Below are 12,435 nucleotides of genomic sequence, written 5' to 3'. Positions count from 1 at the left end.
CCGCCCGTGAGGGCGGCCTTCTTGCTGAGCCTGGAGGCGCCGGTCGTTCGACAGTGTCGCGATTGGCGTCCCGCCACCCCGGGTCGGATCAACCGGCGTACTTGGCGATGAAATCGCGCACCTGCGGATAGACCTTCTCGCGCCAGCGACGGCCGCTGAAGATGCCGTAGTGGCCGGCGCCTTCGACGGTCAGGTGCTTGTGGTGCGCTTTCGCGATGCCGGTGCACAGGTCGTGCGCGGCAGCGGTCTGGCCCTGGCCGGAGATGTCGTCGAGTTCTCCCTCGATGCTCATCAGTGCGGTCTTCCTGATGGCGGCCGGCTTCACGAGTTCGCCATTGACCGTCCACTCGCCGCGCGGCAGCAGGAATTCCTGGAACACGGTGCGGATGGTGTCCAGGTAATACTCGGCCGGCATGTCGAGCACGGCGTTGTATTCGTCGTAGAACTTGCGGTGCGATTCTGCGTCCTGCAGGTCGCCCTTCACCAGGTCGGCATAGAAGTCCCAGTGCGACATGAAGTGCCGGCTGGGGTTCATCGCGAGGAAGCCGGCATGCTGCAGGAACCCGGGATACACGCGGCGGCCTTCGCCCGGGTAAGGCATCGGCACGGTATGGATGACGTTGTTCTCGAACCACGACAGCGGATTGCGCGTCGCCAGRCTGTTCACTTCGGTCGGACTGCGGCGCGCATCGATCGGCCCACCCATCATCACCAGCGAACGCGGCGTGGGCTCGCCACGCGCGGCCATCAGCGAAACCGCAGCAAGCACCGGTACCGTCGGCTGGCAGACGCTGATGACGTGCAGCTTCTCCGCGCCGATATGGCGGATGAACTCCTCCACGTAGGCAACGTAGTCATCGAGGCTGAAAGCGCCCTCCGATTCGGGGACCATGCGCGCGTCGACCCAGTCGGTCACGTAAACCTTGTGGTTGCGCAGCAGCGTGTGCACGGTATCGCGCAGCAGGGTGGCGTGGTGCCCGGACAGCGGCGCGACCACCAGGACCGTGGGGTCGTCCTTCAGCTCGGCGATGGTGGCCGCATCGTCGGTGTAGCGTTTGAACCGCAGCAGGCGGCAGAAGGGCTTCTTCAGCGCTTCCAGCTCCACCACGGGCACGGTGCGACCGTGCGCCTCGACTTCGCGGATGTCCCACGCCGGCTTTTCGTAATCCTTGCCGATGCGGTGGACGAGTTCGTTGCCGGCGGCGATGCGCTCGGCGCCCGGCACATTGGAGAGCCAGCTGGTCGGTGTCGAGAACATCCTTGCATTGGCTTCGGCCATGTAGGCCAGTGGCGCCATCCATGCGCGTCCGAGTTCGTGCAGTTGGTACAAGGTCATGGCTGTCCGGATTCCCGCTTTTGGTGCACGGTGCTGCGTCGCAGCATACCCCAAAGCCGGGTGCCGCCGCGCGCGGCCTGTTCAGGTTATCGGCCGGAAATCCGCGGCCTCCAGTACCGCCACGTCGCCCGCTAGTCGCGGGCCCAGCCAGCAATGGTTTCCGATGGACTGGAACCCCTCGCCATGGAAGGCCTGCCGGTACCACGCCGCCCTGCGCGGCTGGAAGCCGTCATGGTCGCCTTCGAACGCGTCCTCCTTCGCGAACGTCTCCAGGAAGGCCACGCCGCCGCTCAACTCCGCCAGGCCCCGTAGCCCGCGCTTGAGTTCGCGGGTCGGCACGTAATGCAGCACGTCCGAGCAGACCAGCAGATCGACGGGTTCGCATGGGCGCAGGTATTCGAACTCTTCGAAGCGTGCGTAGTGCAGATTGCGCGTGCGACCGAAGCGGCGGACGGCGTACTCGCTGCCGTCGAAGCCCAGGTACTGCAGTTTCGGCCGCAGCTTCAGCAGTGGCGCACGCCACGCGCCTTCGCCGCAACCGATGTCCAGCACCGTGCGGATCGGTCGTTCCAGGTGGTATTCAGCCACCGCCACCGCCAGCGCCACCTTGCGCGCAAGCCGCGGTGCGCCCCCGATGTCGCCGTCGCGATACCAGCGCTGGAAGTAGTCGGCGTCGTACTGCTTGGTCATGCGCGTGCCCGGCGTGCGGAAAGGCGGGAAGCTTACGCGATGCGGCGCGCTATCCTATGCGCCGCACGCCATCCCGCGCAGCCAGACGGAGCCAGCCGCATGTATCTGTGGGTCAAGACCTTCCACCTCGTCTTCGTGATCGCCTGGATGGCGACCGTGTTCTACCTGCCGCGCATCCTGGTCAACCTGGCCGAGACGACCGGGCAGCCCGACGTGCAGGTGCGCCTGCTGCTGATGGGGCGCCGCCTGTACGGCTTCGGCCACAGCATGTTCGGCATCGCGGTGATCCTCGGTGGCGTGCTGTGGTTTTACTTCGGCATCAGCGGCGGCTGGTTGCACGCCAAGCTGACGTTGGTCGCGCTGGTGCTGGCGCACTTCATCGTCACCGGTCGCTGGTTGAAGGGCGTGGCAAAGGGAAAGTCGTTGCCATCGCCGACGGCACTGAAATGGTTCAACGAACTGCCGTTGTTCGCCTTGATCGCGATCGTGTGGCTGGTGTTGGCGAAGCCGTTCTGACGAGCGGTCTTTCAGGCGGCGGAATCCAGGTGCACTGCGATCCGGCGCCAGATGTGTCGTGTCTTCTTCGGCCGCTTCGGCCAAGGCACTAGCTGAGTCAGTCTCCCCGCTCTATGTAGGAGCGCCCTAAGGGCGCGATGCTTTTAGGTTTCCCCGCGGAAAAGCATCGTGGGCATGGTCCGCTCCTACAGCAACGTTGCTGATCCCGCGGAGTTACTTCTTCTGGAAATCCGCCGGCTTCGGCAGCTCGACGGGCACCCCGTTCGCATCGCATGTGCCTGCAGCGCACAGGCGCGCGCGCAACGCCGGCGTGGCCTGCACGATGACGTGGTAGATCGTGTTCTGTTCGACGGTGCCGCGTACGGCGTCGCTGCCGGGGCCGATGGCCCAGATGCCGACATCTTCGCCGCCGTGTGATTCCGACTTCAGCGGCACCAAGGCTTCCTGCAAGTAGTCCGGATGCTCGGTGTCGACATGGCTCAGGTCGGGGCGGCCCTCCGACGGTTCGACGCTGCTGGGCGCATGCAGGAATTTCTTCGGGCCTGCGGGCTGGCGGTTGCTGGCGCCGGTGTAGCCCGGACCGTTGGCGTAGGTCAGCGTGGTGAACGTCTGCCCGGTCTGGTCGCGCGCGAGGTCGCCCGGCGTATCGTCTTCGCCACCTTGGCCACGCACCTTGCCGAGGATGGGATTGCCGCGCACGGGATAGCCGACGAAATTGAGCGTGTGCGAGTGGTCGGCGGTGACCAGGATCAGCGTGTCGTCGGGCGAGGTCGCTTCGAGCGCGGCCTGCACGGCATCGGACATCGCGACCGTTTCATCGAGCGCGCGGTAGGCGTTGCCGTAGTGGTTGGCGTGGTCGATGCGTGCGCCTTCCACCAGCAGCACGAAACCCTCGGGCTTGCGCGACAGCGTGCGGATCGCCGTGCGGGTCAGCTCGGCCAGCGAAGGCTCGCCCTGCGCATCCTTGCGGCGGTCATGCTCGAACTGCATGTGGTCGTATTCGAACAGTCCCAGCAGTTGTGGCGCATCGATTGCGGCCTCCAGCTGCTGCGTGTTGGTGACGTACGCACCCTGCGGATGCGCCTGCTTCCATTCGTCCACCAGATTGCGGCCGTCCAGACGCTGGCCGACCTTGTCGTCCTCTTCGGGATCGCGCACATCGATAGGCAGGAATTCACCGCGACCACCGCCCAATGCCACGGTGGGGCCATGTCCGAAGCGAGCGGCGGACAGCAGTTGCTGGGCGATGTCCTTGCAGCCCGCTTCGATGGCGTCGGGCGGCAGGTCGGTATCGTTTTCCCAGTCACGATGCGACACGTGCGCGTACGTCGCGGCGGGCGTCGCATGCGTGATGCGCGCGGTGGTGACGATGCCGGTGGCCAGCCCGGCGCTGTCGGCCAGGGTCAGCCAACTGAGCAGGTCCTTGCTGCCATCGGGCGTGCACTCGCCTTTATGGCCGGCGGAGACACCGATGGCGCCCATATGCGATTTCACGCCGGTGGCGACGGCGGTCATCGTGCCGGCGGAATCGGGCGTCTGCGAATCGGTGTTGTAGGTCTTGCTGAAAGCGGTGTGCGGGAAGCGTTCCCAGCTCAGCAGGTTTTCTTCGCCCGGCATGCCCTTGCGCTGGCCTTCGAAGATGCGCGCCGCGGCCACGGTGGTCAGGCTCATGCCGTCGCCGAGGAAGACGATGACGTTCTTCGCGCGTCCCTGCATGGCACCGTTTGCCGCCGCTTTCGCCGCACCATTCCGATACCACCACTGCGGTGTCTCGCCCTTGGGGTGCGCGACCACGGGGACGTTGACGTGAATCGAAGATTGGGTCGGTGCGGGCGGCGTGCTGGCGCAGCCGGCCAGTGCGACGAGCAGGGTCATGCCGGCGAGCGGCGACACGGAAGAGCGAGGGGGCATGGCGAACCGGGGAATGACGGACGCGTCATTATGCCGTTCGGGCAGTGTCCTGTTCATGACACCCGGCATTCCGCGCGCAGGCTCGCCGCATGCGGGGCCTTGGGCTAAGGTGTCGCGTCCGCCTACGTGAGTCGTCTGGATGAAGCTGGTCTCGGCCTGGTTGAAGATCCCGTTCTGGCAGCGCGTCGTGGCCGGCTTCGCGCTGGGCGCGCTTGCGGGCTGGCTGATGGGGCCGGCGGCAGGCATCTGGCTGAAGCCGCTGGGTGATCTGTACGTCACGCTGATCAAGATGATCGCGGTACCGCTGGTGTTCTTTGCGGTGATCAATGCAGTGTCCAGCCTGCATGGACAGAAATCGGTCGCCGCACTCGGCGGACGCACGTTTCTGTGGTTCGCCATCACCGCCGCGATGGCCGTCTGCGTGGGCCTGGCGGTGGGCTGGATCGTGCAACCCGGAAAGGGCATCAGCGGGCTGATGATGGCGCCGGACTACCAGGTGCGCGAAGTGCCCACGCCGGTGCAGGTGCTGCTCGACATCGTGCCAGCCAATCCGTTCAAGGCGTTGACCGAAGGCAAGATCCTGCAGGTAATCTTCTTCGCGGGATTGCTCGGCTTCGCACTCGTGAAGCTCGGCGAACGCAGCGCGGGCCTGCGCAAGCTCGCGGGCGAGGCCAGCGACACGATGGTGCAGGTGACGCGCTTCGTGCTGGAGATGACGCCGATCGGCACCTTCGGCCTGATCGGTTCGCTGGTGGGCACGTACGGTTTCGAGAAGCTGCTGCCGCTGGGCAGCTACATTGGTGCGCTGTATGTCGCCTGCGCGCTCCACATCGTGGTGGTGTACGGCAGCCTGCTGCTCGCGCATGGCCTGAACCCGTGGAAGTTCTTCCGTGGCGCCGCGCCGGGCATGCAGGTGGCGTTCGTCAGTTCGTCCAGCTTCGCGTCGATGCCGGTCGCGTTGCGCAGCGTCACCCACAACCTCGGCGTCGACAAGGATTACGCCGCGTTCGCCGTGCCGCTCGGCGCCAGCATCAAGATGGACGGCTGCGGCGCGATCTATCCCGCGCTGACCTCTATCTTCGTGGCGCAGTATTTCGGGCTGGACCTGTCGGTCAACCAGTACTTCGTGATCCTGCTGGCGTCCGTGCTGGGCAGCTTCGGCACGGCCGGCGTACCGGGGACGGCGACGGTGATGGTGACCCTGGTGCTGAGCGCGGCGGGCCTGCCGCTGGAGGGCATCGGCCTGCTGGTGGCGATCGACCGCATCCTCGACATGATGCGCACGATGACCAACGTCACCGGCCAGATGCTGGTGCCGGTGCTGGTGGCGAAGGAAACCGGTCTGCTGGACAGGGAGGTCTACGAATCGGCGTCGACGAACGTCGGCCTCGCGGACGACGCAGCGCCAACGCCATGAGCGACGCTGGGACGATCGAACTGCTCAAGTCGTTTCCCGATGCGACGACCTACCGGCGGCTCCGCATCGAGACGGGCCTGTCGCCGAAGTCGCGGGAAGCCGCCGAACGCGGGCTTGCGAACACGCTGTACGGCGTCAGCCTGGTGAAAGCCGGTGACGTGATCGGCATGGGGCGGGTGGTCGGCGACGGCGGCACCGTGTTCGTCGTCGCGGACATCGCCGTGCGACGTGACCACCAGGGGCAGGGATTGGGCAAGCGCATCATGGCCGCGCTGGATGCTTGGCTGCGCGCGAACGCACCGGCGTCGGCCTACGTCATGCTGGTCGCGGATGGTGAGGCCAGGCACCTCTATGCGCAGTTCGGGTTCGCCGACACGGCGCCCGCATCGATCAGCATGGCGTATGTGGCGCGCGGTTCCGCTACCGACAGCTAAACGTTGGCCTCACGCGCGCTGCGCGACACCCACCAGGCGAACACCGCCGCCGTGACGAACATCAGCAGGCTGTAGACTGCGGCGGGCACGGAGATCGTCGGCTTCTCCAGCACGTTGAGCGCGATGAAGATCGCCAGCGTGCCATTGTGGATGCCGATTTCCATCGCGATGGCGATGGCCTGCTTCTTCGGCAGGCGTAGCGCCAGCGGCGCCACATAGCCGGCGCCCATGCTGGCCAGGTTGAACAGCAAGCAGGCCAGGCCGACGATGGCGAAGTAGGTGGCCAGCGTTTCGCGTGCCTGCACGACCGCCGCGACCACCAGCAACGCGAGCACGAGGACCGACAGCAGCCGTATGGGTTTCTCCGCGCGTGCTGCGAAGCCCGGCAGTTTCGCGCGCAGCAGCATGCCGATGCCGACGGGCAGCAGGATGATCGCCGCGACTTCCACCACTTTCTTGGTCGGGGGCGGTACGTACTGGCCCGCGCCGAGGAAGTATTCCAGCGACAGGTTGAGGATCACCGGCAGCGTCAGCAGGCAGAGCAGGCTGTTGATCGCGGTCAGGGTGATGTTCAGTGCCACGTCGCCGCGCGCCAGGTGGCTGTAGATATTGGCCGTGGCGCCGCCGGGTGAGGCGGCCAGCAGCATCAGGCCCACGGCGAGTTCGGCTGGYAGGCCGAATCCCAGCGCCAGGCCGAAGGCCACCCAGGGCAGGAGGAGGGTCTGCAGCGCGAGCCCGATCAGCACCGCGCGCGGATAGCGTGCGACCCGGCGGAAATCGTCCAGCGTCAGTCCCAATCCCAGCCCGAGCATGATGATGCCCAAGGCCAGTGGCAGCAGCAGGTTGGTCAGCAGTGAAGCCTGCATCGCGTACGACTCCCCTTCGGCGCGAAGAAACAGGTGGCATGCGCAGGGTGGCCGCGCCTGCGGGAGGATGGCGGCAATCGGCACTGCGGTGCAAGCCGCGTTGCAACGACGCGCTCAAAAGAAGAAGGCCGCGCGTGGCGGCCTTCGTTGTGTCGCGAATCGGCGGCGCTTACATCGCGACGCGGCGGCCGCTCAGGTAGCGGTTGGCCCAGTAGCCGGTGATCAGGCTGTCCACGCGCACGTCCTTGCCGCTGCTCGGCGAGTGCAGGAAGCGGCCTTCGCCCACGTAGATGCCGACGTGGTTGATACGACCCTTCAGGCCGAAGAACACCAGGTCGCCCTGACGCAGCTCTTCGCGCGCGGCGACCAGTTCGGCATCGGCCTTGGAGGCCATGTCGCGGGAAACGCGCGGCAGTTCGATGCCCAGCGCGGTACGGAAGACGTAACCGACCAGCCCGCTGCAGTCGAAGCCGCTGTCGGGCGAGGTGCCGCCCCACCGGTAGGGCGTTCCCATCAGCGCCAGCGCGCGCTGCAGCACGGCGTTGACCTTGCCGCCCTGCTGTTCCTGCGACACCACGCCTTCCTTGCTCAGGTCGTAGGCGGCCAGCAGCTTGCTGATGTCGCCGGCGACCATCGCGGAACGRTCGACCAGCGGCAAGGTGTCGCTGGCGGCAAGGCGGGGAAGCAGGGCGGACAGCGTGGCGGTCGCGGCTTCGGCAGCCTTTTCCTTCACGCTCGCCATGACGGGCTTGCTGGCCGGCGCGGGGGCGGCCAGCACGACGTCCGCGGAGGCAGGGCTTGACGCGCCGTCGACATCCGCGGGTGCAGTCTGTGCTTGTACGGCAGACGCCATGGCACAGAGGCCAAGGCTGAGAAGAAGTCGGGAAACCCTCCGCGGCAGGCGGTGGGTGGCGGCAGGCTGGCCTGTTGGCAGGTCGTCGTCGGTCGTCACGCGCGGTAGGGATTTAACAAGTCAGGGGCGATAATGCCGGCTGATCGGCCTGATTTGGTTCATAAATCGTTATTTATTCGTTAATCGTGAACGTCGCGCGTCACAGAGTTGACCGAATCCTAACGAAGCACGCGTTTCGCGCCGCTGTAATGGTCGCGCCAGTAAGGCCCATCCAGGTGATCGAGCCGGACGGTACCGCCGGTGCTGGGGGCGTGTACGAACCGGCCCTCGCCGACATAGATGCCCACATGGGTCACGCTGCCGCGGCTGCCGAAGAACACGAGGTCGGCCGGCGCCAGGCGACCCGGTTCGATCCTGGGGCCCTGCACCTGCGCGAGCTCGCGCGAGGTGCGCGGCAGGCGCAGGTCGAGCATGTCGCGGTACACATAGGTGACCAGGCCGCTGCAGTCGAAGCCCGATTCCGGCGTGTTGCCGCCGTAGCGGTAAGGCGTTCCCACCAGTCCGATGGCCCGCATGAGTACCGACGTGGCGGCGGCCGGGTCGTCGGCCTGCACCACGGGCCATGCCCGCTGACTGGGCGGCGGTGGGGGCTTGCGTGCCTGCGGCTTGGAGCCGCCGCACCCGGCCAGCCCGCACAGGCCGGCGCAGAAGAGGGCCAGGACCCACGGCCGAAGTGGCGCGGGCGTGGGCAAGCCGGGATAATGTCGGGCCTTCATCGCGGCGCATCTTCGCCGCATTCCCTTGCGGCCGACAAGCCGCGTCCGTCCTGCCCGACGGCAGGCCCCGTCCAGAGTCCCGCATGAAAATCGCAAAAGACAGCGTCGTCCGTTTCCATTACACCGTGTCCGAAGCCGGCCAGGAGCCGATCGAAACCTCTAAGGACCGCGAGCCGCTGGCGATCCTGATCGGCCATGGCAACATCATTCCCGGTCTGGAGAACGCGATGCAGGACCGCGAGGCGGGCGAGAGCTTCGGCGTCGACGTCGCCGCAGCCGATGCGTACGGCGAGCGCCGCGACGGCCTGACCCAGCGCGTACCGAAGAAGCACTTCGGCAACCAGCGCCTGATCCCCGGCCAGCAGGTGGTGCTGCAGACCAACTTCGGCCCTCGCGCGGTGACCATCCAGAAGGTCGGTATGAGCGTGGTGGACGTGGACCTCAACCATCCGATGGCCGGCAAGGACCTCCACTTCGACGTGGAGATCGTGGAAGTGCGCGAAGCCAGCGCGGAAGAGGTCGAACACGGCCACGTGCATGGCGACGGTGGACACCACCACTGAGCGCCCCGCGGCAGTGTCCGGAACGGCCCGCGAATGCGGGCCGTTTCTTTTGGCACGAAGGCCATCCACGGATGGCATGGTCTAATCCGCCATCGAACAGGGGAAGGGAATGACGGCGCAGACGACGGACAACCTGGCACCGATCGCGGTGGCCGAACGCATCGACGCGATGGATGTGCTGCGCGGGTTCGCGCTGCTGGGCATCCTGCTGATGAACCTGGAAGGTTTCGTGGGGCCGGTGATGGCGGCGGGGACAGGGCTCGATCCCGCGCTCACGGGCATGGACCGGACCGTCGACCTGCTGGTCTACGTGCTGGTGCAGGGCAAGTTCTACACGCTGTTCTCGCTGCTGTTCGGCATGGGCTTCGCGGTGATGTCGCAGCGCGCCGAACGCTCCGGCCGACCGTTCGCCGGGGTGTACTGGCGTCGCGGCCTGGTGCTGCTGGCCTTCGGCGCGGTCCATGCGATCTTCATCTGGGCGGGCGACATCCTGATGATGTACGCGCTGTGCTCGTTCCTGCTGCTCGCTTTCCGGCCACTGCCCGCGCGCTGGCTGGTCTGGCTGGGCGTGCTCATCTATGTCGTGCCCATCGGCTTCATGTACCTGATGGGGGGCATGGGATCGCTGCTCGGCGGCACCGAGGGCTGGGACAAGGCCATGGGCGAGATCGGCAAGCAGATGCAGGTGCTGATCGAGAACGAGCGGGCCGCCTACGGCAGCGGCAGCTATGCCGAGGCCACCTGGCAGCGACTGAAGAGTACGGGCATGGCCCTGAGCAACATCACCATGTTCGGCTTCGTGGTGTTCGGCATGTTCCTGCTGGGCGCGTGGTTCGTGCGCAGTGGCGCCATCGCCCGGCCGCACGAGTTCCCGCGCCTGTACCGGGCGCTGCGCTGGGTCGCGCTGCCGATCGGCGTGCTGGCGATGCTTCTATGGCTATGGGCTGGGCTATTTCGAGCAACTCCCGCGTGCCTGGCAACCGGTGTTCGCGCTGGTGCTGTTCGGCCTGCAGGTGCTGCTGAGCCGCCTGTGGCTGTCGCGGTTCCGCTTCGGTCCGATGGAATGGCTGTGGCGGTCGATGACGTACCTGAAGCCCCAGCCCATGCGTCTACGCCAGGGATGATTGCGACTAGACTGTGGCGGTGAAATCCCCCCACGACGACGTCCTCATCATCGGCGGTGGCGCCATCGGCCTGGCGACGGGCCTCGCGTTGCTGGAAGCCGGGCGCAGCGTGCGCATCCTCGATGCCGCCACCGTCGGCAGCGGCGCCTCGCACGGCAATTGCGGCACCATCACCCCCAGTCACGCGCCACCCCTGGCCGCACCCGGCGTGGTCGCGCAGGCGCTGCGCTGGATGTTCACGCCCGATGCGCCGCTCTACCTCAAGCCGCGCGTCGATCCGGCGCTGTGGCACTGGCTGCTGCGCTTCGCTGCGCGCTGCAACGTGCGCGACTGGCGGGCGAGCACGCACGCGCGCTCCGCGTTGCTCAACGATGCGCGCACGCGGTTGGCGGACTGGGTACCGCGCTACGGCCTGGCTTGCGAGTTCGAGGAAGAGGGGCTCGATTACGTCTTCCGCGACCACCGCCGGTTCCAGCATTACGTCGACGAGGCGGCGGTGCTGGCGGAATTCGGCATCGCCACGCAGGTGTTCGACGGCACCACCTACGAGCGCGAAGAGCCCGCGATGCTGCCGGGCGTCGCCGGTGCGATCCGCTTCCCCGGCGATGCACGCCTGCGTCCCGACCGCTACGTGGCCGAACTGGCACGCGTGGTGCGCGAGCGGGGCGGCCGCATCGAGGCGCATTGCCGGGTGGAGCGGCTGGAGCGGGCCGCGGGCGACGTGCGTCTGACGACATCGCAGGGCACGCGAGAAGGGCGGGACGCGGTGATCGCGCTGGGTGCGTGGACCCCCGCATTTGCGCGCACGCTGGGAGTGAGGGCGCCGATCCAGCCCGGCAAGGGATACTCGATCACCTATTCGCGCCCCTCGCGCGTACCGCGCCACCCGATGTTGCTCAAGGACCGCTCGGTCTGCGTGACCGTCTGGGAAAGCGGCTACCGGCTGGGCAGCACGATGGAATTCTCCGGCCACGACGACACGCTCAACGCGATGCGGCTGGCGGCRCTGGAGCGCGGTGCGCGCGAGTTCCTGCGCGAGCCTGTGGGCCCCGAGGTGCAGGAGCGCTGGTGCGGATGGCGGCCGATGACCTGGGACGACCTGCCGCTGCTGGGGCGGGCGCCGGGCCATGAGCATGTCTGGATCGCCGCCGGCCACGGCATGCTCGGGATCAGCATGAGCAGTTCCACCGGCCAGCTGATGGCCGACCTGATGACCGGCCGCACGCCGGCGTTCGACCCTTCGCCGTACCGACCGGAGCGATTCGCATGAAGCCGCAGGCGTTCGACCTGATCGTGATCGGTGGCGGTTCCGGCGGACTCGCGGGTGCGTTCCGCGCTGCCGCGTACGGCGCGAAGGTGGCGCTGCTGGAACCGAACGCGCTGGGCGGCACTTGCGTGAACGTGGGTTGCGTACCGAAGAAGGCGATGTGGCTGGCCGCCGAGTTGTCGCAGCGCATCGCGATGGCGGCGTCGCTTGGCTTCGATACGGCGCCGCCGACGCTGGACTGGAGGGAATTCATCGTCCATCGCCAGCGCTACATCGCCGGCATCCATGCCAGTTACATGAAGCGGCTCGACGAGAGTGGCATCGTGCTGATGCCCTGCCGCGGTCGCTTGCTGGACGCCCACACCGTGGTCAATGCCGATGGCGTGGCACTCAGTGCAAAGCATCTGCTGATCGCGACCGGCGGCCATCCCGTCCGCCCGGATATCCCGGGGGCCGAGCTGGGCAAGGTGTCCGATGATTTCTTCAACCTGTGCGCCGCGCCACCGCGCGTGGCGATCATCGGCGGCGGTTACGTGGCGGTCGAACTGGCGGGCGTGCTGCAGGCGCTGGGCAGCCAGGTGGAGGTGTTCGTGCGCGGGCCGCGGCTGCTCGACGGTTTCGATGCGCAGGTCAGCGACGAACTGGCGGCGGACATGCGCCAGCACGGCGTGCGGCTGCAGTT

Annotated in this window: 12 protein-coding genes and 1 pseudogene; 7 read left to right on the top strand and 6 right to left on the bottom strand. The window is 67.0% G+C overall.

Going from position 1 to position 12,435, the window contains the following annotated elements; all coding sequences use genetic code 11:
• Positions 1 to 88 precede the first annotated feature (88 nt).
• Positions 89 to 1,336: a polyhydroxyalkanoate depolymerase gene (locus tag AC04L7_RS05660; protein WP_435997445.1), complete on the bottom strand. Its 1,248-nt coding sequence runs from the start codon at positions 1,334 to 1,336 to the stop codon at positions 89 to 91.
• Positions 1,337 to 1,417: 81 nt separating this feature from the next.
• Positions 1,418 to 2,026 (bottom strand): class I SAM-dependent DNA methyltransferase, encoded by a 609-nt coding sequence (locus tag AC04L7_RS05655; RefSeq protein ID WP_296282511.1) that lies wholly within the window; start codon positions 2,024 to 2,026, stop codon positions 1,418 to 1,420.
• Positions 2,027 to 2,125: 99 nt separating this feature from the next.
• Here AC04L7_RS05655 and AC04L7_RS05650 point away from each other — a divergent pair, with 99 nt between their 5' ends.
• Entirely contained in the window at positions 2,126 to 2,542 is a 417-nt protein-coding gene (locus AC04L7_RS05650; protein ID WP_435997447.1) for a CopD family protein, read from the top strand.
• Positions 2,543 to 2,755: 213 nt separating this feature from the next.
• Here the strand turns inward: AC04L7_RS05650 and AC04L7_RS05645 are convergent, their stop codons facing one another.
• Entirely contained in the window at positions 2,756 to 4,417 is a 1,662-nt protein-coding gene (locus AC04L7_RS05645; RefSeq protein ID WP_435997449.1) for an alkaline phosphatase family protein, read from the bottom strand.
• Positions 4,418 to 4,592: 175 nt separating this feature from the next.
• Here AC04L7_RS05645 and AC04L7_RS05640 point away from each other — a divergent pair, with 175 nt between their 5' ends.
• Together AC04L7_RS05640 and AC04L7_RS05635 are read left to right on the top strand one after the other, a co-directional pair.
• Positions 4,593 to 5,870 carry a dicarboxylate/amino acid:cation symporter gene (locus AC04L7_RS05640; RefSeq protein ID WP_296282501.1) on the top strand — a complete coding sequence of 426 codons (1,278 nt, stop codon included), beginning with the start codon at positions 4,593 to 4,595 and terminating at the stop codon, positions 5,868 to 5,870.
• Entirely contained in the window at positions 5,867 to 6,304 is a 438-nt protein-coding gene (locus AC04L7_RS05635) for a GNAT family N-acetyltransferase (protein WP_435997452.1), read from the top strand. The genes AC04L7_RS05640 and AC04L7_RS05635 overlap by 4 nt, the downstream gene beginning before the upstream one ends.
• On the opposite strand, the gene AC04L7_RS05630 is transcribed toward AC04L7_RS05635, so the two are convergent.
• The 3 genes from AC04L7_RS05630 to AC04L7_RS05620 form a co-directional block, all read right to left on the bottom strand.
• Positions 6,301 to 7,170 (bottom strand): bile acid:sodium symporter family protein, encoded by an 870-nt coding sequence (locus tag AC04L7_RS05630; RefSeq protein WP_296282498.1) that lies wholly within the window; start codon positions 7,168 to 7,170, stop codon positions 6,301 to 6,303. The two genes, AC04L7_RS05635 and AC04L7_RS05630, sit on opposite strands and share 4 nt — an antisense overlap.
• 169 nt (positions 7,171 to 7,339) lie before the next feature.
• Positions 7,340 to 8,122 carry a C40 family peptidase gene (locus tag AC04L7_RS05625; protein ID WP_435997454.1) on the bottom strand — a complete coding sequence of 261 codons (783 nt, stop codon included), beginning with the start codon at positions 8,120 to 8,122 and terminating at the stop codon, positions 7,340 to 7,342.
• 119 nt (positions 8,123 to 8,241) lie between these two features.
• Complete coding sequence (locus AC04L7_RS05620; protein WP_435997456.1) at positions 8,242 to 8,799, bottom strand: C40 family peptidase; 558 nt, start codon at positions 8,797 to 8,799, stop codon at positions 8,242 to 8,244.
• 83 nt (positions 8,800 to 8,882) lie between these two features.
• Here AC04L7_RS05620 and AC04L7_RS05615 point away from each other — a divergent pair, with 83 nt between their 5' ends.
• The 4 genes and pseudogenes from AC04L7_RS05615 to AC04L7_RS05600 form a co-directional block, all read left to right on the top strand.
• Positions 8,883 to 9,362, top strand: a complete 480-nt coding sequence (locus AC04L7_RS05615) for an FKBP-type peptidyl-prolyl cis-trans isomerase (protein ID WP_435997458.1) — start codon at positions 8,883 to 8,885, stop codon at positions 9,360 to 9,362.
• Between the two features lie 109 nt (positions 9,363 to 9,471).
• A pseudogene (locus AC04L7_RS05610) lies at positions 9,472 to 10,486 on the top strand (DUF418 domain-containing protein).
• Positions 10,487 to 10,505: 19 nt separating this feature from the next.
• Positions 10,506 to 11,756 (top strand): NAD(P)/FAD-dependent oxidoreductase, encoded by a 1,251-nt coding sequence (locus AC04L7_RS05605; RefSeq protein WP_435997462.1) that lies wholly within the window; start codon positions 10,506 to 10,508, stop codon positions 11,754 to 11,756.
• On the top strand, positions 11,753 to 12,435 hold a 683-nt coding region (locus AC04L7_RS05600), incomplete at its 3' end, for an FAD-dependent oxidoreductase (protein ID WP_475512660.1). The genes AC04L7_RS05605 and AC04L7_RS05600, both read left to right, overlap by 4 nt.

This window comes from Pseudoxanthomonas sp. LjRoot204_2 (assembly GCF_056175765.1).
The sequence above is the reverse complement of the archived record's forward strand: the minus strand, read 5'-3'. Positions and strand labels throughout refer to the sequence as shown.